We start from the raw sequence: 22,701 nt of genomic DNA on the forward strand, positions 1-22,701 counted from the left end.
TATAGGCCCTTTGCCGTTGGGAAAGGTAAAGGATGGCACATTGCCGGGCGCAAGAGCTACGTTAAATCTGTATATGTACTAGACTGATGTAACAAAGAAGCATCAAGCTTGCATCAAATAATAATTCGAGACATCGCCTCATTTGGTTAATCTGTGATCTGTTCCGCAGGCGTATGGCCCGAGTTGCCAGCGTCGCCGGATCGGGGCCGCCAAACCGGCTGCGAAACGCGGCCATACGGGAGCTTCTTCTGTTATTCAACAGCAGCCCCCGCTATGATCCCGGAACAGAGAGGGCACACACCGATCAGACCGGACAACCTCATGGACCAAGCACCCCAACTGTCACCAGAAGCCAGGCTACAGGCAATTCTCGACGGGACCCGTGCCGGTACCTGGGAGTGGAACCTTGATACCGGCGAGGTGGTGATCAATCAGCGTTGGGCCGAGATGCTCGGATATCAGCCGGAAGAGCTGATGCCAATGACCTACGAGCTCTGGCAGTCCCTCAGCCATCCCAGCGACCGGGAGCGGGCAAAAACCCTGATGTCCCGCCACCTTCGAGGTGACAGCCCCTACTTCGACTGTGTCGTCCGGCTGCGGCACAAGCTGGGGCACTGGCGATGGATCCATACCCGCGGACGTCGTCTGCCAGACACCGAACTGGCCATCAACTGGGTCTGCGGCACTCACCTGGACGTTTCCGAAGAACGGGAAACCCAGCATTGGCTGCAGCGGCTGGCGGAGTCCCTGCCCGGGGTCATCTACACCTTTGTGATGGAGCCGGATGGCGAATTCCGGTTCACCTATATCAGCCGAAAAAGCATCGATTTCTACGGGATTCCTCCGGAAATATCGATGCAGAATCCAGGCGCCATCTTCGACATCATCGTTGAGGAAGATATTGGCCGGGTCCATTCCTCCATTGACGAGTCTGCCCGAACCCTTGAGGAATGGCGCTGCCAGTATCGGGTGGAGTTGGCCGGTGAAATACGGTGGATGGAAGGGGTGGCCGAGCCCGAGAAAGATGAGGTCGGGCGTGTCATCTGGCACGGGATGGTGATGGACATCACCGAACGCAAGCAGCTGGAACTTGAGCTGGAGCGGCTATCCATAACTGACGAGCTGACCGGCCTGTACAACCGACGCCATATGCTGCGAACCCTGGAAGATCAGATCGCCCGGGCCGAACGCTACCGCGAAGTGTTTTCCGTCATTGCCCTGGATGTGGACCACTTCAAGCAGATCAACGACTCCTGGGGCCACCTGGTCGGTGACCAGGTACTGATCCAGTTTGCCGGTGTACTGTCGGCAAGGGTCCGGCGGACGGATGTGGTGGCCCGTACTGGCGGCGAGGAATTCCTGATCCTGTTACCCAACACCACTGACCAGGATGCACACCGGGTTGCAGAAGCCCTTCGGGAAGCCACCGAAAGGGAAGACTTCCGCAACGAAGATGGCGAAACTTTCACCGTGACCATGAGTGGCGGCGTGGTGACCTGGGAGGATGGACTCTGCTCCATACGCGAGCTGCTGTCCCGTTGTGACCAGCGACTCTACCAGGCCAAGCGCGAAGGCCGTAACCGCATTGTTGTTTCCGATCAGTCCTGAGGGCGACGATCCACCATGTTGGTGGCGAAACCGTCAGCCACTACCTTGCCCTTCACCGTGCACACGGTTTTCAGTTTGACCCGGCGACGGCGTTCATCGATCTCTTCGACCGTAGCGGTGGCGGTGACGGTATCGCCAATATGCACCGGTGCCTTGAACCGTAATTGCTGGTCGACGTAGATAGCGCCAGGGCCGGGCAGGCGCGTACCCAGTACCGTCGAGATCAGGCCGGCATTGAACATGCCATGCACAATACGCTGGCCAAACGCCGTTTCCGCGGCGAACTCGGCGTTCATATGCACCGGGTTATCGTCACCGGTTATGCCGGCAAACAGCACCACATCCGCTTCAGTGATGGTCTTGGCATAGCTGGCGCTCATGCCCACTTCCAGGTCTTCCAGGTAATAGCCGTGGAGGTCATTCATGGCCTTGCTCCATTGGTACGGTTGATCTTTGAGGGGATAAATAGGATGTTTACAGAAACTCCCCCAATCCATAACAACACGGTAGCGAAGTATGTATATAAACGGCACCTGGGTCGATACCGACCATACCTTTGACGTCACCAACCCCGCCAATGGCGAAGTTATCGGCCAGGTGCCTGATGCCAGCGCCGCGCAGATTGACGATGCCATCGGTGCAGCCCACGAAGCCTTCTTCAGCTGGCGCCGGACCACCGCCTACGAGCGCTCAGCCCTGCTGTACCGGGCCTGGCAGCTAATGATGGAACAGAAACGGGAACTGGCGGAACTGATGACCCGGGAGCAGGGCAAACCCCTGAAAGCCTCCCTGAACGAAGTCCAATACGGTGCCGACTTCCTGCTGTGGTTTGCTGAAGAAGCCAAGCGCCTCTACGGTCAGAGCATCCCTTCCGCCCGCCCGGACCAGCGCTTCTGGGTGCAGCAGCAACCGGTGGGCGTGGTCGGCGCCATTACCCCCTGGAACTACCCCATTTCCATGATCACCCGCAAGGTGGGCCCGGCCCTGGCGGCGGGCTGCACCGTGGTGCTAAAGCCGGCCGAGAGCACACCCCTGTGTGCCATGGCCATGTTCCGCATTTTCGAGCAGGCGGGCTTCCCCAAGGGCGTGGTTAACCTGATCACCAAGAAGGACCCGGTGCCCGTGGGTACAGCGCTTTGTGAAGATCCACGGGTACGAAAACTCACTTTCACCGGTTCCACCGCTGTAGGCAAGTTGCTGAACGAGCGGGCGGCCCGGCATATGAAGCGGGTGTCCATGGAACTGGGCGGCCACGCCCCGGCGCTGGTGTTTGCGGATGCAGACCCGGTCCATGCCGCCAAGGGCCTGTCGCTGGTCAAGTTCCTCAATACCGGCCAGGCCTGCATCAGCCCCAACCGGATCCTGGTGCAACGGGAGGTGATGGGCCCGTTCCTGGAAGAGCTGAGCAAACGCATCGGCACCATGAAGGCTGGCAACGGCATGGAAGAGGGCGTTCGCATCGGGCCACTGATCAACGATGTCGCAGTGCGCAAAGTGGATAACCAGGTGAAGGACGCCGTAGCCAAGGGTGCCCGGGTGCTCAACGGTGGTGAACGCCTGCAGACCCCGGAACTGGCCGGCGGTCACTTCTACGCACCCACGCTGCTGGCCGACGTCACCCCGGAAATGCTGATCTACCGGGAGGAAACCTTCGGCCCGGTGGCGGCGGTGATTCCCTTCGATACCGAGGACGAAGCCCTCGCCATGGCCAACGACACCCGCTACGGCCTGGCCGCCTATATCTATTCAGAGAACCTGTCCCGATGCATGCGGGTCTTTGAAGGGCTGGACTTCGGCATTATCGGCATCAACGACATCAACCCCACCAGCGCGGCGGCGCCCTTCGGCGGCATGAAGGAGAGCGGTCTGGGTCGGGAAGGCGCCCAGGAAGGCATCCAGGAATACCTGGAAACCAAGCTCGGCGGTATCGCCGTGGCCGGGGCCTGAACCCAGTCAGTCAGGTCGTTTCGGTGAGGCCTCGGCCTCGCCATCCTCCTGCTGGCGCAGCCACAGGTCCGCGTAGCGCCCGCCGGCAGTGAGCAGCTCCCGGTGGGTGCCCCGCTCCACAATCCTGCCTCCGTCCATCACCAGAATGGTATCGGCATCCCGCACGGTCGACAGACGGTGGGCGATGACCAGGGTGGTACGCTGTTCGCTAACCTCCCGCAGGGCTTCCAGGATCACCTGTTCCGATACCGAGTCCAGGGATGACGTGGCCTCGTCCAGGATCAGGATTGGCGGGTTCTTGAGGAATACCCGGGCAATGGCGACCCGCTGCTTCTCGCCCCCGGACAGCTTCAGACCCCGCTCACCCACCCGGGTTTGATAGCCCTGGGGCAAGGTTTCGATGAAGTGATCCAGGTGGGCCAGTTTCGCGGCCCGCCGCACCTCTTCCTCACTGGCACCCGGCCGACCATAGGCCAGGTTCTGGTACAGGGTGTCATTGAACAGCACCGTGTCCTGGGGCACCACACCAATGGCGGAGCGAAGGCTGTCCTGGGTGACGGTGCGGATATCCTGGCCGTCGATGGCGATACGCCCGCCATCCACATCAAAAAACCGGAACAGAAGCCGAGCCAGGGTGGACTTGCCGGCCCCGCTGGCACCCACTACCGCCACCTTGTGACCCGCAGGGATCTCAAAGCTCACATCATGGAGAATGGTGCGGTCCGGCTGGTACCCGAATCTCACCGACTCAAATCGCACCGAACCACCTGCCGTGCTGAGCTGGCCAGCATCCGGGGCATCGGTAACCGCCGCAGGCTCACCCAGAAGCCCAAACAGGCGCTCCACGTTCACCAGGGCCTGGCGAATTTCCCGATAGACAAAGCCCAGGGCGTTCAGGGGAATGAACAACTGGATCAGGTAGGCGTTGATCATCGTGAAATCCCCCAAGGTAATGGCGCCACTGGCCACCTCCTGTACCGCCATTGCCATGATCACAATCAGCGCCACGCCGATGATCAGGGCCTGTCCGGTATTCAGGGCCGCCAGCGACAGGCGGTTGTTGAGCCGTGCCCGTTCCCATTCCTGCAGGTCTTCATCGTAGCGCCGGGCCTCGAATTCCTCGTTATTGAAGTACTTCACCGTCTCGTAGTTGAGCAGACTGTCCACGGCGCGGGAATTGGACTGGTTATCCCGGGCATTGGCTTCCCGCACAAAGCGGGTGCGCCATTCCGTAACGCGAATGGAGAACACCACATAGACCACCACCGCCACCAGGATGGCCAGCACATAGCCGGGGCTGAACGCCCACAGCAGGATGGCAGATACCATCAGGATTTCGAGGATGGTGGGGATAATATTGAACAGGGTGAAGCGCAGCAGGAAGCTGATACCGTTAGTGCCCCGCTCAATGTCACGGGCCAGGCCGCCGGTCTTGCGATCCAGGTGAAAGCCCAGGGCCAGCTGGTGCAGGTGGCGGAACACCCGCAGCGACACCCGCCGCATGGCGCGCTCTGCCACCCGGGCAAACACCGCATCCCGCAGCTCACTGAACAGGGTACTGCCAAACCGTAACAGGCCATAGGCCACCACCAGCATCACCGGAATCCACAAAAGGATCTGCTCTGAACTGGTAGTATCCAGGTAGTCGACGATGTACTTGAGCGCTACCGGCGTAGCCACGGTCGCCAGCTTCGCCATCACCAGCAGAATCACTGACAGCACCACCCGGCCCCGGTACTCTGCCAGATAGGGCCAGAGCCCGGCGATGATTTTCCAGTCCGGCTTGTGGTTGGCGGGGTAGTCGCTGTCGGCGTAGGCTCGCAAGGGTCAGTTCCGGTCAGAGGGTGGATCAATCGGGCATCATAGACCGTAGAATAGCGGGTTACGACCTGGATCCCACACCTCAGACACCAAAGCGATCGCACAGCAGTCCAGTAGGACGGTCCCGGGGAAGGCTTTCCGGAACAGTCAGAAAAACACAAGTTTTTCGTTCCGAAAAGCCTTCCCCGGGACCGTTCCACCCCCAAACCAACAGGCTGAACAAACCAAAACCCGGACAGGAGCCAAAGCCATAATACGCCAACACAGAAGCGCCCTGGCCCTGGCCCGGGACTTCATCCTGCCCTACCGCAAGGCCGTCGCCGGCGCCATGACCGCACTGGTGATCACCGCCGGCATCACCCTGTCCCTGGGCCAGGGACTGCGCATCCTGGTGGACCAGGGCCTGGCGACCCAGTCACCCGAAATGCTGGCCCGATCTGTCGGGTTGTTTTTCCTGCTGGTACTGGGACTGGCCGTGGGATCGTTCACCCGCTTCTACCTGGTGTCCTGGATTGGCGAGCGGGTCGTGGCCGACATCCGAAAGCAGGTCTTCAACCACCTGATCGACCTGCACCCGGGCTTCTACGAGCAGAACCGCAGCCTGGAAATCCAGTCCCGGTTTACCGCCGATACCACAGTGTTGCAGTCCGTCATTGGCTCCACCGTGTCCATCGCTCTGCGCAACCTGCTGATGCTGTTTGGCGGCATCATCCTGCTGTTCATCACCAACCCCAAGCTGGCAAGTGTGATCATCTTCGGCTTTCCGGTGGTGATCGTGCCTATCCTGTTTTACGGCCGGCGGGTGCGCAAACTGTCCCGCCTGAGCCAGGATCGGGTGGCGGATGTGGGCAGTTATGTGGGCGAGAACCTGGCCCAGATCAAGACCGTGCAGGCCTTCAACCACCAGCCGGTAGACCGGGAGCGCTTCGCCGCGGTGGCGGAAAACGCCTTCGCCATTGCCCGGGACCGTATCCGCCAGCGGGCCTGGCTGATGACCATCGCCATCACCCTGGTGATGGGCGCCGTCGGTATCGTGATCTGGATCGGCGGCCTGGACGTGATCGCCGGGCGCATCACCCCCGGGGAGCTGGCAGCATTCGTATTCTATAGCCTGCTGGTGGGTGTCTCCGCCGGGGCTCTCAGCGAGGTAATCGGCGAACTGCAACGGGCCGCCGGCGCCGCTGCCCGCATCTTCGAGCTATTACAGACACAGACGGAAATCGACCCTGAAGCTACCGGCTCACGAACGCTGGCCGAACCTGTGCACGGTGAGATCGAGTTCCGCAACGTGAGCTTTGGCTACCCCGCCCGCCCCGATGTGACCGTGATTCAGGAGCTGTCCGTCACCATTCAGGCCGGTGAGACCGTTGCCCTTGTCGGTCCATCCGGAGCCGGTAAATCCACGCTGTTTGATCTGCTGCTGCGTTTCTATGATCCACAAGAAGGACAGATCCTGATCGACGGCTTCGATTCCCGCCAACTCACGCCAGCGGACCTGCGTCGCTGCTTCGCCCTGGTACCCCAAACGCCGGCCCTGTTCCACGGCACCATCGCCGACAACATCCGCTACGCACGACCCGAAGCAAGCCTGGATGAAGTCATCACTGCCGCCCGCACGGCCCATGCCCACGAGTTTATCGAACGACTTCCGGCAGGCTATGAGACAAAGCTGGGTGACGTCGGTCTGGGCTTATCCGGCGGTCAGAAACAACGCCTGGCCATAGCCCGGGCGCTGCTGGCAGACGCGCCCATCCTGTTGCTGGATGAAGCCACCAGTGCCCTGGATGCAGAGAGTGAATATCTGGTGCAGCGGGCCATGCCGGAACTGATGGCCGGTCGCACCACGCTGGTGATCGCCCACCGGCTGGCGACGGTTCGTCACGCGGACCGTATCCTGGTGATGGATCAGGGTCAGCTTCTGGATGCGGGGCGGCATGACGAACTGGTTGGGCGTAACAGCCTGTATGCCCGGCTGGCAGCCCTCCAGTTTCGTGATTCGCCTGAGACGTCGACTTGAGGGGTAGTGGGGTGTCGGGGGAGGGGGTTCAGAACGAAAAACTTACGTTTTCCTGACTGTTCTGAACCCCCTCCCCCGACACCCCACTGCAAACTTCGGTGCCAGTCCCACCAAAAACCAGGCCCTGTTCCCGCAAAGCGATCCCACCAAAGTCCGAAAGAATGGGTCTGGGGGGAGGCCTTCCGGAACAGTCAGGAAAACGTAAGTTTTTCGTTCCGGAAGGCCTCCCCCCAGACTCATTCCACCGGGAAACTCGCAGGCTACAAGCCCAGAACGGCCAGCAAAAACCACGAATCCAATGATTCAAATCAACGAATAACCCACCAACAGGTTTGCCCATTCCCCAACCCGTTGCTAGCTTTTTAATCAACAGACACCGAATTTAAACGCTCAGGAAGCAACCAGAGCGCCACCGTTAATCTCAACGACCGCCACCGCGGTCACGGGGAGCACATGGCGGACACGGTTACTGATTTGCTGGCCCGGTACTGGGCCACGGGCTTTTTTATTGTCGCCACCCTGGGCCTGTGCGCCTTTATGGTGGGCGCCTCAAGCCTGCTCGGTGGGCGTAGCCAGGGCGTCAGCAAGAATCTGCCATTCGAATCCGGCATCGTTGGCACCGGCGATGCCCGCCAGCGGTTTTCAGTCAAGTTTTACCTGGTCGCGATGCTGTTCGTGATCTTCGATATCGAAGCCGTGTTCCTGTTTGCCTGGGCCATTGTGATCCCGGACGTGGGCTGGACCGGCTTCTGGGGCGCAGCGGTATTCATCTTCATACTGCTCGCGGGCCTGCTCTACGACAGCCGCACCGGCGCCCTGGACTGGGCGCCAGAGACTCCCGGCCACAAGCGGGCTGACTGAACCAACGTATCACCGGACGCACCCCACGGAGGTCGACGAACCGCCGCGCGGGGTGCCTATGGAGGCATTCATGGCCTACACCCTGACCCGGGCGGAGGAACATCCCGGCGGCGATCGTCGCTATCCCACCGGGCACCGCGAACCGGCGGAAGACCCGGTCAAGCGCCAGCTTGAGCGCAATGTGTTCACCGGCAAGCTCAGCGAGGTGCTTAACAACGCGGTCAATTGGGGCCGCAAGAACTCCCTGTGGCCCTACAACTTCGGGTTGTCCTGCTGCTATGTGGAGATGACCACCGCCTTTACCGCGCCCCACGATATTGCCCGCTTCGGCTCCGAAGTCATCCGGGCCTCACCCCGGCAGGCGGACTTCATGGTTATTGCCGGCACCTGTTTTATCAAGATGGCGCCGGTCATCCAGCAGCTCTACGACCAGATGCTGGAACCCAAGTGGGTAATTTCCATGGGTTCCTGCGCCAACTCCGGCGGCATGTACGACATCTATTCGGTGGTTCAGGGCGTCGACAAGTTTCTGCCGGTGGATGTCTATGTGCCCGGCTGTCCGCCCAGGCCGGAGGCGTTCCTGCAGGGGCTGCAGCTTTTGCAGGATTCCATCCAGGAGGAGCGCCGGCCATTGTCCTGGGTCGTAGGCGACCAGGGGGTCTACCGGGCTGAGATGCCATCCCAAAGAGAGAAGTGGCGGGACCAGCGCATCCAGGCCACTGAGTTGAGAACACCGGACGAGCTCTGATCCATTGCAGACCAACGACCACAGGAATCGATCAGCACCATGACCGCAGGCACTGTCGACAACCCGCAGGCTAAGGCCGATCACGGCCACCTGCTGGACCAGTTCCGGGAGGATGTGCTGCACGTGCAGCCGACCCTCACCGGTATGCCGGTGTTCTGGGTACGCCGGGAGAGCCTGGTGGACATCCTTGCCCATCTGAAACGGGTGCCGGCGCCGTTCACCATGCTCTATGACCTGGCGGCGGTGGACGAGCGGCTGCGCAGCCACCGGGAGGGCCTGCCGGCGTCCGACTTCACCGTGTTCTACCACCTGCTCTCGGTGGAGCGGAACGAGGACCTGATGCTCAAGGTGGCCCTGGACGAGGCGGACCTGCGGGTGCCCACGGTGACCGGCGTGTTCGCCAACGCCAGCTGGTACGAGCGGGAAATCTGGGACATGTTCGGTATCCATGTGGAGGGCCATCCGCACCTGGCACGTATCCTCATGCCACCCACCTGGACCGGCCACCCCCTGCGCAAGGACTACCCCGCCCGGGCCACGGAGTTCGACCCCTACACCCTCACTGTGGAAGGTCAGGAGGAGGAACAGGAGGCCATGCGCTTTGACCCGGGAGCCTGGGGCATGCAGCGGGAACGGGACGGCGCCGAGTTCATGTTCCTCAATCTGGGCCCCAATCACCCTTCGGCCCACGGCGCCTTCCGCATTGTGTTGCAGCTGGACGGTGAGGAGATCGTCGACTGCGTGCCGGATATCGGCTACCACCACCGGGGCGCCGAGAAGATGGCCGAGCGCCAATCCTGGCACAGTTTCATCCCCTACACCGACCGCATCGACTACACCGGTGGGGTGATGAACAACCTGCCCTATGTACTGGCGGTGGAAAAACTCGCTGGCATAGAAGTACCGGACCGGGTGAAAACCATCCGGGTGATGATGGCGGAGATGTTCCGCATCACCAGCCACCTGCTGTTCCTGGGCACCTACCTTCAGGACCTGGGGGCCATGTCACCGGTGTTCTACACCTTCAGCGACCGCCAGCGGGGTTACGAGGTGATCGAGGGGATCACCGGCTTTCGCATGCACCCGGCCTGGTACCGCATCGGCGGTGTCGCCCAGGACCTGCCCCGGGGCTGGGAAAAACTGGTGCAGGGCTTCCTGGACTGGATGCCGTCCCGGCTGCGGGAGTACGAAAAGGCGATGATGGAAAACGCCCTGGTGCGGGAACGTACCCGCCATGTGGCCGCCTTCAACACCGCCGAGGCCCTGGAGTGGGGCGTCACCGGCCCCAACCTGCGAGCCACCGGCTGCAACTTCGACCTGCGCAAGCAGCGGCCCTATTCCGGCTACGAGCATTTCGACTTCGAGGTGCCTCTGGCCCAGAACGGCGATGTGTTCGACCGGGGCCAGCTACGCATCGACGAGATGCGCCAGAGCCTGCGCATCATCCAGCAGTGTGTGGACCATATGCCCGCCGGCGACTACAAGGCGGACCATCCACTCACCACGCCTCCGCCCCGGGAACGCATGCTGCAACACATCGAGACCCTGATCACCCACTTCCTGCAGGTGTCCTGGGGGCCGGTGCTCAAGCCCAACGAATCCCTGCAAATGGTGGAGGCCACCAAGGGCATCAACAGTTACTACCTGACCAGTGACGGCAACACCATGAGCTACCGCACCCGCATCCGCACGCCGAGTTTTCCACACCTGCAGCAGATACCGGCGGTAATGCGGGGCGGCTTCGTGCCGGACCTGATCGCCCATCTGGGCAGCATTGATTTTGTAATGGCAGACGTGGACCGCTAACCATGGCAGAGCCTGTAGCCACATCACAGATTATCGGCAGCGACGGCTTCGAGCTGCACCCGGCGGACGAGACCGCCATCCTGAGGGAGCTGGAACACTACGAGCAGCCCCAGGCTGCCTGCATCGAGGCCCTCAAGATTGTCCAGCGCCGCCACGGCTGGGTACCGGATGAGGCGATCCCGGCGGTTGCGCGGGTGCTCGGCATCGGCCCCGGTGCGGTGGAGGGCGTGGCCACCTTTTACAGCCTGATCTTCCGACAGCCGGTAGGGCGCCATGTGATCCTGGTGTGCGACAGCAGCTCCTGCTTTCTCACCGGCTTTGACGAACTCAAACAGGCCCTGGTGGATCAGCTGGGCATCGATTATGGCGAGACCACCAACGACAGCCGCTTCACCCTGCTGCCGGTTTGCTGTCTGGGGGCGTGTGATGGCGCGCCGGCACTGATGGTCGATGACGACACTTACGGGCCGGTGGCACCGGACGACCTGCCCGGCCTGCTGGAGGGTTACCCATGAGCCAGCGTCAGTCTGTGCAATACCGCAGCCGCCTGCTGCAGCCGGAGGCGGAGCGCCGTGCCGACACCCATCCGCTGACCTGGCGGCTGCGGGACGACGGCGAGGCGGTCTGGCTCGACCAGTACCTGCGCAAGGACGGCTACCAGTCCGTGCGCAAGGCGCTCTCGGAGGGAGATCCCAAGGCCATCATCGCCACCATGAAAGAAGCCAATGTCCGCGGCCGGGGCGGCGCCGGCTTCTCCGCCGGCCTCAAGTGGAGCCTGACCCTGCAGGGGGGCGATATGCCCCGGGGGTACCTGATCTGCAATGCCGACGAAATGGAACCGGGCACCTTCAAGGACCGCCTGCTGATGGAGCAGCTGCCCCATCTACTGATCGAGGGGATGATCCTGGGGGCCTACGCCAACAACAGCCGTTACGGGTACATCTTTCTGCGGGGTGAATACGTGGAGTCGGCCCGGGTACTGAACCGGGCCATTGAGGAGGCCCGGGAAGCTGGCTGGCTGGGGGCGGACATCAACGGCAGCGGGTTCGACTTCGACATTGCCGTACACACCGGAGCAGGGCGCTACATCTGCGGTGAGGAAACTGCGCTGATCAACTCCCTGGAGGGCAAGCGCGCCAATCCCCGGGCCAAGCCACCTTTCCCGGGCCAGTCCGGGGCCTGGGGCAAGCCCTCGGTGGTCAACAACGTGGAAACCCTTTGCAACGTGCCGGGGGTAATCCTTAACGGCGCCGACTGGTACCAGGGCCTGTCCGGTGACCGCACCGACGATGGCGGCAGCAAGCTCTATGGCTGTTCCGGTCCGGTGGAAAACCCCGGCCTCTGGGAGCTGCCCATGGGAACTACCGGCGCCGAGATCCTCGAACGGGCCGGGGGCCTGCGGGGTAACCGCCAGCTCAAGGCCTGGCTTCCCGGCGGCGCCAGCACCGGTTTCCTGCTGCCGGAACACCTGGAACTGCCACTGGATTTTGACACCGTGGGGAAGGAGGGCAGCCGCCTGGGCACCGGCCTGCTCACGGTGGTACCGCAGGACATGAGTATGGTGGCGCTGATGCGCAACCTGGAGCAATTCTTTGCCCGGGAATCCTGTGGCTGGTGCACGCCCTGCCGCGACGGCCTGCCATGGGTGGTCAAGCTGCTGCAGTCACTGGAGCAAGGGCAGGGGGAGCCTGGCGATATCGAGCTGCTGGACAAACTGGCAGCCGACTGCGGACCGGGGCTGACCTTCTGCGCCCATGCCCCCGGTGCGGCCATGCCTCTGGAGACTGCCCTCAGGCATTTCCGGCACGAATTCGAACAGGGTGTAGGCCGGCCCAGAGGTAAAGCCCACGCAGATCCGATCCCGGTGGGGCAGGTATGAGCGGCACCGGCGCGAACACAGGCAAACGGGACTGAACCATGGCCATCATTCATGTGGACGGAACGCAATACGAGGTGAACGGGGCCCAGAACTTGCTCCAGGCCTGCCTGTCCCTGGGCCTGGACATCCCCTATTTCTGCTGGCACCCGGCCATGGGCAGCGTGGGGGCCTGCCGCCAGTGCGCGGTGCGTCAGTACAAGGACGCGGACGACGACAAGGGCATGCTGGTGATGTCCTGCATGGCCCCGGCGGCGGACCAGACCCGCATCGCCATCGACGATGAGGAAGCGAAGGCCTTCCGCGCCAGCGTGGTGGAATGGCTGATGATTAACCACCCCCACGACTGCCCGGTGTGCGAGGAGGGCGGCCACTGCCACCTGCAGGACATGACGGTGATGACCGGCCATGACCGGCGCCGTTACCGCTACCGCAAACGCACCCGCCGCAACCAGTACCTGGGGCCGTTCATCGCCCACGAGATGAACCGCTGCATCACCTGTTATCGTTGTGTGCGCTTCTACAACGACTACGCCGGCGGCACTGACCTGGGCGCCTTCGGCGCCAGGGACAATATCTACTTCGGGCGCTACGAGGATGGCACCCTGGAAAGTCCGTTCGCGGGTAACCTGACTGAGGTCTGCCCCACCGGCGTCTTCACTGACCAGAGCCATTCCGATCACTACACCCGCAAGTGGGACCTGCAGTTTGCGCCGGGCATCTGCCACCAGTGCTCCCTCGGCTGCAACATCAGTCCCGGGGAACGCTATGGCACCATCCGCCGCATCGAGAACCGCTACCACGGCGAAGTGAATGGTTACTTCCTCTGTGACCGCGGTCGTTTCGGCTACGGCTACGTGAACCGTAACGACCGCCCTCTGGTTCCCCAGTGGCGGGATGGGTCCGGGCAGCCGCCGGTAACACTGGAAGTGGACACAGCCCTGAACCGCATCACCGATGCCCTCCGCCATGCTCGCCGCATTATCGGCATCGGCTCACCCCGGGCCAGCCTGGAGAGTAATCACCAGTTAAGGGAACTGGTGGGCACCGATAACTTCTCCACCGGTATCGAAGCCCGGGAACAGGCCTGCCTCGACCTGATGAACGAACTCCAGCGTACCTCCGGCCTGCCCACCCCGACGCCCCGGCAGATCGAGGACCATGACGCCATGCTGGTACTGGGGGAAGACCCGGTGCAGAGCGCCGGCCGCCTGGGACTGAACCTGCGCCAGGCAGCGCTGTCCCGGCGCGAGGCCATGGGCGAGAAGATCGGTGTACCGGCCTGGAACGCCGAGGCCCTGAAGACCCTGGGCCAGGATATCTACCACCCCCTGCACATCGCCTGGCCCGCCAGCACCGACCTGGACCAGGTGGCTGCCGGGCGTTATTCCCTGGCACCGGATGATATTGCCCGGCTGGGCTTCGCGGTGGCCCATCTCATCGACCCGTCTGCCCCGGCGGTGGACCAACTGGACCAGACTACCCGCGAAACCGCCCAACGGATTGCGGGCGACCTGATGGCCGCTGAACGCCCCCTGATCATCAGCGGTGGCAGCCTCGCCTCCGAAGCCGTATTGCAGGCTGCGGGCAATATTGCCCAGGCCCTGGCCCGGCGAGCGAAGCAGGGCGGGCTGGTGCTGGTTCGCCGGGAAGCCAACAGTACCGGGCTCTCGCTGATGGGCGGGCACCCGCTCGACTGGGCCCTGGAAGAACTCTGCGGCGGCCGTGCCGACGCCGTGGTGGTTCTGGAGAACGATCTCTATCAACGATTACCGGCGGAACCCGTGGACCAGGCTCTGGCACGGGCGGATATAAGGGTGGTGATGGATCACCAATCCACCGCCACCGCGGAACAGGGGGATTTCACCCTGCCAGCCGCCAGCTTCGCCGAAGGCGATGGCACCCTGGTCAACCTGGAAGGCCGGGCCCAGCGCTTCTTCCAGGTGTTCGATCCGGCCTACATGCGTCCGGAAGCGCGCATCCATGAAAGCTGGCGCTGGTTGCACGCCCTGGCCGCAGGCCTGCGGGGCGAGGCGGTCACCGACATCAACCTGGATGCCGTCACCCGGGCCTGCAGCGAGGCCTGCCCGGCCCTGGCCGGTATTGTCGAGGCCGCCCCGGGGTCCGGTTACCGCATCGAGGGCCTGCGCCTGGCCCGGGAACCTCACCGCTACAGTGGCCGCACCGCCATGCGGGCCAACCTCGCTGTCAGCGAACCACGCCCCCTGCAGGACCCGGACACCCCGTTTGCGTTTTCCATGGAGGGTTACAGCGGATCTGACCAGCCCCGCCAGCAGGTGCCCTTCGCCTGGGCCCCGGGCTGGAACTCCCCCCAGGCGTGGAACAAGTTCACCGACGAAATCGGCGGCCACCTTAGCGGCGGCGATCCCGGGGTCCGTGTGATACGACGCCAGCCGGGGCACCGGTCCTACAGCACTGCAATACCGCCGGCCCCGGATGAACCAGTGGACGGGCGGCTGAAGGCACTGTTATTGCCACAACTGTTCGGTGGTGAGGAAACCTCCGCCCGTGCCGAACCCATACGGCAACGCATGGCGCCACCGGTAGTGATCCTGAGCCACAGGGATGCCGAGGCACTGGACCTTAACCACGATGACACGGTAACAGTGGCCAATGGTCCGGCGGTAACCCTTCACGAGCGGGGCGACTGGCCCGCCGGCTGGGCCGGTCTGCCCGCCGGTTTGGTGGCCGGCCTGGCCCAAGGCGAAGCACTCGCGCTGGTCAAGGCAACGGAGGGTGACAGATGAGCTGGTGGACCCCCGAACTGGCCGCCATCCTGTGGGCTATGTTCCAGGCCCTGGTGATCCTGCTGGGTGCAGTGCTGCTGGGGGCGGCCCTGACCGTGGTGGAGCGTCGGCTGCTGGGCCTCTGGCAGGATCGCTACGGCCCCAACCGGGTGGGCCCTTTCGGTACGGGGCAGCTCATCGCCGACATGCTGAAGATCTTCTTCAAGGAAGACTGGATTCCACCCTTTGCGGACAAGCCACTGTTCGTACTGGCGCCAATCATCGCCTTCGCCTCGCTGCTGCTGTCGTTCGTGATCATTCCCGTCACCCCCGGCTGGGGTGTGGCGGACATGCACATCGGCCTGCTGTTCTTCCTCGCCATGGCTGGCATCAACGTCTATGCCGTGTTACTCGGCGGCTGGGCCAGCGGCAACAAGTACGCCCTGCTGGGGGCCCTGCGGGCTTCAGCCCAGACCCTGTCCTATGAGGTGTTCATGGGGCTGTCACTGATGGGGGTGGTGGCCATGGCCGGCTCGTTCAACATGCGGGAGATCGTCGCGGCCCAGGAGGGCCTGTGGTTCCTGATCCCCCAGTTCTTTGGCTTTGCCACGTTCCTGCTGGCAGGCATCGCCGTCACCCACCGCCACCCCTTCGACCAGCCCGAGGCGGAGCAGGAGCTGGCGGACGGCTACCATATTGAATACTCCGGCATGAAGTTCGGCATGTTTTTCATTGGCGAATACGTGGGCATGGTGTTGGTGTCCGCACTGATCGTCACCCTTTTCTTCGGCGGGTGGCACGGGCCCTGGCTGCCGCCGGTTCTCTGGTTCGCGATAAAGACCGGCTTCTTCCTGATGTTGTTCATCCTGGTGCGGGCGTCACTGCCCCGACCCCGGTATGACCGGGTGATGAGCTTCGGCTGGAAAGTCTGCCTGCCGCTGACCCTGATCAACTTACTGGCCACCGGGGCGGTGATGCTCCTGGTGGATGGATAGGAGGCCTTATGGAAAAGCAAAAGGTCCCGGTCATCCGTTCCGTACTCTGGCTGGTGCCTGCCACCTGGTCCCAGCTGCGTACCCTGGGCATGGTGTTCATGCACAGCTTCCGCAAGCGGGAGACCGTCAATTACCCGGAACAACAGGTCTATCTGCCACCCCGCTACCGGGGCCGCATCGTGCTGACCCGGGACCCGGACGGCGAGGAGCGCTGCGTGGCCTGCAACCTGTGCGCGGTGGCCTGCCCGGTGGACTGCATCTCACTACAGAAGGGGGAACAGGACGACGGTCGCTGGTACCCGGAATTCTTCCGCATCAACTTCTCCCGCTGCATCTTCTGCGGCATGTGCGAGGAGGCCTGCCCCACCTCCGCCATCCAGCTGACACCGGATTTCGAGATGGGGGAATACGACCGCCAGCAGTTGGTGTACGAAAAGGAAGACCTGCTGATCAACGGACCTGGCAAGGACCACGACTACCATTTCTACAAAGTGGCCGGCCTGGCTATCGGTGGCAAGGACAAGGGCGAGGCGAAAAACGAGGAGGCACCGGAAGATGTTCGTTCACTGCTGCCATAGAAGGAGCCGGACCTGATGGAGATCGCGTTCTACCTCAGCAGCCTGGTGGCGGTGCTGGCCACCATCGGGGTAATCACCGGCACCAGCCCGGTGCATGCGGTGGTGTACCTGATTGTCTCGCTGATTGCCGTGGCCATGGTGTTCTTCGCCCTGGGGGCCCCCTTTGCCGGCGCCCTGGAGATCATTGTCTACGCCGGCGCCATCATGGTGCTGTTTGTGTTCGTGGTGATGATGCTCAACCTGCGCCCGGATGCGGATCGGGAACTGACCTGGACCCATCCCCGCTACTGGTTGGGACCATCGCTGCTGGCGCTGGTCCTGCTGGGGGCGTTGCTGGCACTGCTTCGTCAGGGTGGGGTAAGCGAGCTCATCGACGGCGAATTGCTCACCGCCAGGGCCGTGGGCCTGACCCTGTTCGGCCCCTGGCTGATGGTGGTGGAACTGGCCGCTATCCTGCTACTGGCGGCGCTGGTCACTGCCTCCCATGTAGGGCGGCGCCGCAACCCTCTGCGCAATACCGAGAACCGTGGAGGCTCCCCATGAACGGGATCCCCATGGAACACGGCCTGATCCTGGCCAGCATCCTGTTCAGCCTGGGGCTGGCGGGGCTGATGCTCCGGCGCAGCATGCTCTTCGTGCTGATGAGCCTGGAGGTGATGCTCAACGCCGCAGCCCTGGCATTCGTGGTGGGGGCCACCGCCTGGAACCAGCCGGACGGCCAGGCCATGTTCCTGCTGGTGATCACCCTGGCAGCGGCGGAGGCTGCCGTCGGCCTGGCGCTGATGATCCAGCTGTACCAGCGCTTCCGTTCCCTTGATCTCGATGCAGCCAGCAGGATGCGTGGATGATGGCTACACCGGTCGTACTTTCGTTCCTGTTACCCCTGATAGGCACCCTGGTGCTGGCGTTTTCCGGCGGCCGTCTGGGCGCCCGGGCCAGTTCGGTGATTGGCGTGGGCAGCGTGGGGCTGGCAGCCCTGGCCACCTTATGGGCGGTGCTCTCCCACACCGGTGACCGGGAGGTGATCACCCTGTGGACCTGGATCGCGGTGGGCGACTTCCGGCCCACCATCGGCCTGGCGGTGGACGGCCTGGCCCTGGTGATGATGTCGGTGATCACCGGCGTGGGCTTTCTGATCCACCTGTTCGCCGCCTGGTACATGACCGGCGAGGCGGGCATCACCCGCTTCTACGCCTGGATGAACCTGTTCGTGTTCAGCATGATGCTGCTGGTGCTGGGGGACAACCTGCTGTTGCTGTTCCTGGGCTGGGAAGGCGTGGGCCTGTGCAGCTACGGGCTTATCGGCTACTACTACCATGGCCTGGCCAATGCCCGGGCCGCCTTCAAGGCCTTTGTGGTGACCCGCATCGGCGATGTGTTCCTGGCCCTGGGGCTGTTCCTGGTCTTCATGGAGCTGGGCACCCTGGACATCGCCACGGTGCTGGCCCGGGCACCGGAACTCTGGGAGCAGGGCAGCGCCACCGCCAGCCTGGCCGCCCTGCTGGTTCTCGGCGGCGCCCTGGGCAAGTCCGCCCAGGTGCCGCTGCACACCTGGCTGCCGGACGCCATGGCCGGCCCCACGCCGGTGTCCGCCCTGATCCACGCCGCCACCATGGTCACCGCCGGGGTCTACCTGATCGCCCGCCTGAACGGGCTGTTTCTGCTGGCGCCGGACGTGATGCTGCTGGTGGGGGTAATCGGGGCCGTTTCCCTGTTGCTGGCGGCCTTCGCCGCCCTGGCCCAGACCGATATCAAGCGGGTGCTGGCCTATTCCACCATGAGCCAGATCGGCTATATGTTCCTTGCCCTGGGGGTGGGGGCCTTCGACGCCGCCATCTTCCACCTGGTCACCCACGCCTTCTTCAAGGCCCTGCTGTTCCTGTCCGCCGGGGCGGTGATTATCAGCTGCCACCATGAACAGGATATGGGCAAGCTGGGCGGCCTGTGGCGCAGGCTGCCAGTGGCGTACGGGGGCTTTCTCGTGGGTGGTGCAGCACTGGTGGCCCTGCCACTGATAACCGCCGGGTTCTTCAGCAAGGATGAGATCCTGTGGCAGGCCATGGCGGCGGACCAGACCGGGCTGTTGATCGCCGGCCTGCTGGGGGCGGTGCTCACGGGCCTGTACACGGTGCGGCTGATCCTGGGCACCTTCCACGGCGAGCCGGGCAGCGACCACGCCCGCCACCCGGAGCCCGGCACCAGCCTGCTCACCCATCACCTGCCCCTGGTGGTACTGGCGGTGCTGTCCACCTTCATCGGTGCCTGGCTCTATCCGGGTCTGGGTGGGCTGTTCCCGGAAGCGCCGGGGGACACCACCGACGCCGGCCACACCCTGCTGCAGGTACTGGCCATGGGCGCCGCCATCGCCGGCCTGGCCCTGGCCGGGTGGCTGTTCCTGATGCGCCGGCCGTGGCTTGACGACATCGCCGGCCGGGGCGCCGGCGCCCGTCTGTGGAAGCTGTGGCACCACGCCTGGGGCTTTGACGCCCTGTTCGACCGGGTGCTGGTGCGGCCCTGGCAATGGAGTGTACGGATGCTGCGGTTCGACTTTATCAACCTGGTCATGAACCTGCCGGCCCTGATCGCCCGGGTGTTCAACGCCGGCCTGGTGCGCAGCCAGAACGGGCGTACCCGCAGCTATGCGGTGGTGATGGTCTTCGGTGCCACGGTGATACTGCTTGCGCTGGCCCTGGTGCCGGGAGGTGGCGCATGATCCTGGTGTGGCTGATCCTGATTCCCTTCCTGGGTGGCCTGCTCAGCTGGCAGGCGGAGCGCTGGGGCGACCGGGCCCCCCGCTGGATCGCCCTGGCCACCATGCTGTTCGTGCTGGTGATCAGCGTGTTCCTGTGGCTGGGGGGCGACTTCAGCCTCCCCGGCAGCGGCGGGAGCCAGTGGCTGCTGGAGTGGCGGGCGCCGTGGATTCCCCGCTTCGGCATCGAGATTCACCTGGCCCTGGACGGCCTGTCGCTGATCCTGGTGGCGCTCACCGGCTTCCTCGGCACCCTGGCGGTGCTCTGCTCCTGGCACGAGATTGCCCACCGGGTGGGCTTCTTCCACCTGAACCTGCTGTTCATTCTCGGCGGTGTCGTAGGCGTGTTCCTGGCCCTGGACCTGTTCCTGTTCTTCCTGTTCTGGGAAATGATGCTGGTGCCCATGTACTTCCTGATTGCCCTGTGGGGCCACAGTGGCTCCCCGGGCCAGACCCGCATCCGCGCTGCCACCCGCTTCTTCATCTACACCCAGGCCAGCGGCCTGCTGATGCTGGTGGCCATCATTGCGCTGGTGTTCGTCCATTACAGCAATACCGGCGAGCTGTCCTTCAGCTATGACGTGCTGCGGGGCACCGATGTTCCGGAACCCCTGGCCTTCTGGCTGATGCTGGGGTTCTTTATCGCCTTCGCGGTGAAGCTGCCGGTGGTGCCCTTCCACGGCTGGCTGCCGGATGCCCACGCCCAGGCACCTACAGCCGGCAGCGTCGACCTGGCGGGCATCCTGCTGAAAACCGCCGCCTACGGCATGATCCGCTTTGCACTGCCGCTGTTCCCGGAGCAGTCCGCCGCCTTTGCCCCGGTGGCCATGACCCTGGGGCTGGTGGGCATCATCTACGGCGCGGTTCTGGCCTGCGGCCAGCAGGACATCAAGCGGCTGATCGCCTACACCAGTATCTCCCACATGGGCTTTGTGCTGATTGCCCTGTATTCCGGCTCGGAACTGGCCATCCAGGGGGCCATTATCCTGATGGTGGCCCACGCCTTCTCCAGCGCCGGGCTGTTTATCCTCAGCGGCCAGCTTTACGAACGCATCCACACCCGGGACATGCGCACCATGGGTGGGTTGTGGAGCCGGATACCGGTGCTGCCCGGGTTCACCCTGTGTTTTGTTGCTGCCTCCCTGGGCATGCCGGCTACGGCCAACTTCGTGGGGGAATTCATGGTGCTGTTCGGCACCTTCCCCAGCGCACCGGTGGTGGTGGTGATCGCCAGTGTCGGGCTGGTGCTGGCGGCCATCTACTCCCTGCTGCTGATGCAGCGGGTGCACTACGGTCCTGAGTACCGGCCGGGGCCGCTGGCGGGGCCCGATGCCCGGGAGTACGGCATGATGCTCACGCTGTTAGCGCTGACGATCGCCGTGGGGCTCTACCCGCAGCCCCTGCTGGACACCACCGCCGCCGTGGCCGCGCCGGTGGCTGAACTGTTCGCCGACGGCGCCGATCTGGCCGTCCGGGCAGGGGAGGTGAACTGATGCTGACCCTGACGAACCTGATCTCCCTGTTACCCCTGATCATCGTCGCCACCACCGCCGTGGTGGTGATGCTGGGCATCGCCTGGCAGCGGCACCATGCCGGTACCGCCGTGATCTCCGCCGGTGGCCTGGTGCTGGCCCTGCTGAGTGTGCCCCTGGCCGCCGGGGCCCTGACATCACCACCGCTGATGACCGTGGACGGCCTGGCCATCATGGGCAGCGTGCTGGTACTGCTGTGCGCCCTGGTGACCGTGGCCCTGAGCCACCATTACCTGACCGGCTACATCGGCCCCCGGGAAGAGTTCTACCTGCTGCTGCTGTGCGCGGTGACCGGTGCCCTGGGGCTGGTGGCCAGCGAGCACCTGGCCACGCTGTTCATCAGCCTGGAGCTACTCTCCATGCCCCTGTACGGCATGCTGGCCTACAGTTTCCGGGCGGAACGGTCCCTGGAGGCGGGCATCAAGTACCTGGTGCTGTCCGCCGCCGCCACCGCCTTCCTGCTGTTCGGCATGGCGCTGATCTATGCCCGTACCGGCCGCATGGACCTGGCCGGCCTGGCTGCCGGGTTGGCAGCAACACCGGACCCCTGGACCCTGGCAGGCGCCGTGCTGATGGTGGTGGGCCTGGGCTTCAAGCTGTCCATCGTGCCTTTCCACCTGTGGACCCCGGACGTCTACCAGGGCGGCCCGGCCCCGGCCACCATATTCCTGGCCACGGTGAGCAAGCTGGCGGTGTTCCTGGTGCTGCTGCGGCTGGTCATGGTAGCACCCATTTTCGACAGTGAATGGTTGCGCACCCTGTTCACCCTGCTGGCCCTGATCACCATGCTCGGCGGTAACCTGCTGGCCCTGTTCCAGCCCAACCTGAAAAGGCTGTTGGGCTATTCGTCCATCGCCCATTTCGGCTACCTGATGGTGGCCATTGTGGTAGGGGGCCAGCTGGCGGTGGAAGCCACCGGCGTCTACCTGATCACCTACCTGGTCACCACCCTGGCCGCCTTTGGTGTGGTTACCCAGGTGTCCAGTCCGTTTGGCGGCGAGGATGCTGCGGGGTTGCATCACTACCGTGGGTTGTTCTGGCGCCGGCCCTGGCTGGCGGCGGTGATGACCGTGGCGTTTCTGTCCCTGGCGGGTATTCCACTAACTGCCGGGTTTATCGGGAAGTTCTATGTGCTCGCCCTGGGCGTGGCGGATGCCCGGTGGTGGCTGGTGGGCGGCATAATCGCCGGCAGTGCCATCGGGCTGTTCTATTACCTGCGGGTGATGGTGACCCTGTATATGCCGGAACCCGGGATGCGCCGGCGGGATGCAACCGAGGACTGGGGGAGCCGTGTTGGCGGCCTGACCCTGATGGTGGTGGCTGGGCTGATCCTGGTCATCGGGGTTTATCCGGCGCCGGTTATTGACTGGGTTGTTGGCTTGTCCGGGGTATTGTGACCGAGTTTATTCAGGTCTC

General features: G+C 63.7%; 18 protein-coding genes. 16 read left to right on the forward strand and 2 right to left on the reverse strand.

From position 1 onward, the window contains the following. The first annotated feature begins 321 nt into the window (after positions 1-321). The gene (locus tag ACESMZ_RS06480) at positions 322-1,608 is read left to right on the forward strand and encodes a diguanylate cyclase (protein WP_372958520.1); all 1,287 of its coding nucleotides are present in this window, start codon (positions 322-324) and stop codon (positions 1,606-1,608) included. On the opposite strand, the gene ACESMZ_RS06485 is transcribed toward ACESMZ_RS06480, so the two are convergent. Beyond that, complete coding sequence (locus tag ACESMZ_RS06485; protein WP_372958519.1) at positions 1,599-2,033, reverse strand: MaoC family dehydratase; 435 nt, start codon at positions 2,031-2,033, stop codon at positions 1,599-1,601. The two genes, ACESMZ_RS06480 and ACESMZ_RS06485, sit on opposite strands and share 10 nt — an antisense overlap. A gap of 91 nt (positions 2,034-2,124) precedes the next feature. Here ACESMZ_RS06485 and ACESMZ_RS06490 point away from each other — a divergent pair, with 91 nt between their 5' ends. Continuing rightward, on the forward strand, positions 2,125-3,555 hold the full coding sequence (locus tag ACESMZ_RS06490; RefSeq protein ID WP_372958518.1) for an NAD-dependent succinate-semialdehyde dehydrogenase: 1,431 nt from the start codon (positions 2,125-2,127) through the stop codon (positions 3,553-3,555). Positions 3,556-3,561: 6 nt separating this feature from the next. On the opposite strand, the gene ACESMZ_RS06495 is transcribed toward ACESMZ_RS06490, so the two are convergent. Beyond that, positions 3,562-5,379, reverse strand: a complete 1,818-nt coding sequence (locus ACESMZ_RS06495; RefSeq protein ID WP_372958517.1) for an ABCB family ABC transporter ATP-binding protein/permease — start codon at positions 5,377-5,379, stop codon at positions 3,562-3,564. Positions 5,380-5,650: 271 nt separating this feature from the next. On the opposite strand from ACESMZ_RS06495, the gene ACESMZ_RS06500 reads away from it, so the two are divergent. From ACESMZ_RS06500 to nuoN, 14 genes are all read left to right on the forward strand, one after another. Beyond that, positions 5,651-7,393: an ABC transporter transmembrane domain-containing protein gene (locus ACESMZ_RS06500; protein WP_372958523.1), complete on the forward strand. Its 1,743-nt coding sequence runs from the start codon at positions 5,651-5,653 to the stop codon at positions 7,391-7,393. Between the two features lie 453 nt (positions 7,394-7,846). Then, the gene (gene ndhC, locus ACESMZ_RS06505) at positions 7,847-8,254 is read left to right on the forward strand and encodes an NADH-quinone oxidoreductase subunit A (protein WP_372958516.1); all 408 of its coding nucleotides are present in this window, start codon (positions 7,847-7,849) and stop codon (positions 8,252-8,254) included. Positions 8,255-8,324: 70 nt separating this feature from the next. Beyond that, on the forward strand, positions 8,325-9,002 hold the full coding sequence (locus ACESMZ_RS06510; protein WP_372972374.1) for a NuoB/complex I 20 kDa subunit family protein: 678 nt from the start codon (positions 8,325-8,327) through the stop codon (positions 9,000-9,002). A gap of 39 nt (positions 9,003-9,041) precedes the next feature. Beyond that, positions 9,042-10,808 (forward strand): NADH-quinone oxidoreductase subunit C/D, encoded by a 1,767-nt coding sequence (gene nuoC / locus ACESMZ_RS06515; RefSeq protein ID WP_372972375.1) that lies wholly within the window; start codon positions 9,042-9,044, stop codon positions 10,806-10,808. 2 nt (positions 10,809-10,810) lie between these two features. Then, entirely contained in the window at positions 10,811-11,323 is a 513-nt protein-coding gene (gene nuoE / locus ACESMZ_RS06520) for an NADH-quinone oxidoreductase subunit NuoE (protein ID WP_372958513.1), read from the forward strand. After that, a complete protein-coding gene (gene nuoF, locus ACESMZ_RS06525) occupies positions 11,320-12,687 on the forward strand; it encodes an NADH-quinone oxidoreductase subunit NuoF (RefSeq protein ID WP_372958512.1) in 1,368 nt (455 codons plus the stop codon). Before nuoE ends, nuoF begins: the two co-directional genes overlap by 4 nt. 38 nt (positions 12,688-12,725) lie before the next feature. Next, positions 12,726-15,452, forward strand: coding sequence for an NADH-quinone oxidoreductase subunit NuoG (nuoG, locus tag ACESMZ_RS06530; protein WP_372972376.1), 2,727 nt, complete (start codon positions 12,726-12,728; stop codon positions 15,450-15,452). Further along, positions 15,449-16,426 (forward strand): NADH-quinone oxidoreductase subunit NuoH, encoded by a 978-nt coding sequence (gene nuoH / locus ACESMZ_RS06535; protein ID WP_372958510.1) that lies wholly within the window; start codon positions 15,449-15,451, stop codon positions 16,424-16,426. The genes nuoG and nuoH overlap by 4 nt, the downstream gene beginning before the upstream one ends. 8 nt (positions 16,427-16,434) lie before the next feature. Next, positions 16,435-17,004: an NADH-quinone oxidoreductase subunit NuoI gene (nuoI, locus tag ACESMZ_RS06540; protein WP_372958509.1), complete on the forward strand. Its 570-nt coding sequence runs from the start codon at positions 16,435-16,437 to the stop codon at positions 17,002-17,004. Positions 17,005-17,019: 15 nt separating this feature from the next. Continuing rightward, positions 17,020-17,547 (forward strand): NADH-quinone oxidoreductase subunit J, encoded by a 528-nt coding sequence (gene nuoJ, locus ACESMZ_RS06545; RefSeq protein WP_372958508.1) that lies wholly within the window; start codon positions 17,020-17,022, stop codon positions 17,545-17,547. Continuing rightward, the gene (nuoK, locus tag ACESMZ_RS06550; protein ID WP_372958507.1) at positions 17,544-17,852 is read left to right on the forward strand and encodes an NADH-quinone oxidoreductase subunit NuoK; all 309 of its coding nucleotides are present in this window, start codon (positions 17,544-17,546) and stop codon (positions 17,850-17,852) included. Before nuoJ ends, nuoK begins: the two co-directional genes overlap by 4 nt. Then, entirely contained in the window at positions 17,849-19,717 is a 1,869-nt protein-coding gene (gene nuoL / locus ACESMZ_RS06555; RefSeq protein ID WP_372972377.1) for an NADH-quinone oxidoreductase subunit L, read from the forward strand. Before nuoK ends, nuoL begins: the two co-directional genes overlap by 4 nt. Next, entirely contained in the window at positions 19,714-21,246 is a 1,533-nt protein-coding gene (gene nuoM, locus ACESMZ_RS06560) for an NADH-quinone oxidoreductase subunit M (RefSeq protein ID WP_372972378.1), read from the forward strand. The genes nuoL and nuoM overlap by 4 nt, the downstream gene beginning before the upstream one ends. Further along, a complete protein-coding gene (gene nuoN, locus ACESMZ_RS06565; RefSeq protein WP_372972396.1) occupies positions 21,243-22,682 on the forward strand; it encodes an NADH-quinone oxidoreductase subunit NuoN in 1,440 nt (479 codons plus the stop codon). Before nuoM ends, nuoN begins: the two co-directional genes overlap by 4 nt. The last annotated feature ends 19 nt before the right edge of the window (positions 22,683-22,701 follow it).

The organism is Marinobacter sp. (assembly GCF_041690615.1).
GTDB lineage: Bacteria > Pseudomonadota > Gammaproteobacteria > Pseudomonadales > Oleiphilaceae > Marinobacter.

Coding starts and splice junctions, on each gene's coding strand:
- ACESMZ_RS06480 (WP_372958520.1), top strand. CDS start 322: ATGGACCAAGCACCCCAACTGTCACCAGAAGCCAGGCTACAGGCAATT.
- ACESMZ_RS06485 (WP_372958519.1), bottom strand. CDS start 2,033: ATGAATGACCTCCACGGCTATTACCTGGAAGACCTGGAAGTGGGCATG.
- ACESMZ_RS06490 (WP_372958518.1), top strand. CDS start 2,125: ATGTATATAAACGGCACCTGGGTCGATACCGACCATACCTTTGACGTC.
- ndhC (WP_372958516.1), top strand. CDS start 7,847: ATGGCGGACACGGTTACTGATTTGCTGGCCCGGTACTGGGCCACGGGC.
- ACESMZ_RS06510 (WP_372972374.1), top strand. CDS start 8,325: ATGGCCTACACCCTGACCCGGGCGGAGGAACATCCCGGCGGCGATCGT.
- nuoC (WP_372972375.1), top strand. CDS start 9,042: ATGACCGCAGGCACTGTCGACAACCCGCAGGCTAAGGCCGATCACGGC.
- nuoE (WP_372958513.1), top strand. CDS start 10,811: ATGGCAGAGCCTGTAGCCACATCACAGATTATCGGCAGCGACGGCTTC.
- nuoF (WP_372958512.1), top strand. CDS start 11,320: ATGAGCCAGCGTCAGTCTGTGCAATACCGCAGCCGCCTGCTGCAGCCG.
- nuoG (WP_372972376.1), top strand. CDS start 12,726: ATGGCCATCATTCATGTGGACGGAACGCAATACGAGGTGAACGGGGCC.
- nuoH (WP_372958510.1), top strand. CDS start 15,449: ATGAGCTGGTGGACCCCCGAACTGGCCGCCATCCTGTGGGCTATGTTC.
- nuoI (WP_372958509.1), top strand. CDS start 16,435: ATGGAAAAGCAAAAGGTCCCGGTCATCCGTTCCGTACTCTGGCTGGTG.
- nuoJ (WP_372958508.1), top strand. CDS start 17,020: ATGGAGATCGCGTTCTACCTCAGCAGCCTGGTGGCGGTGCTGGCCACC.
- nuoK (WP_372958507.1), top strand. CDS start 17,544: ATGAACGGGATCCCCATGGAACACGGCCTGATCCTGGCCAGCATCCTG.
- nuoL (WP_372972377.1), top strand. CDS start 17,849: ATGATGGCTACACCGGTCGTACTTTCGTTCCTGTTACCCCTGATAGGC.
- nuoM (WP_372972378.1), top strand. CDS start 19,714: ATGATCCTGGTGTGGCTGATCCTGATTCCCTTCCTGGGTGGCCTGCTC.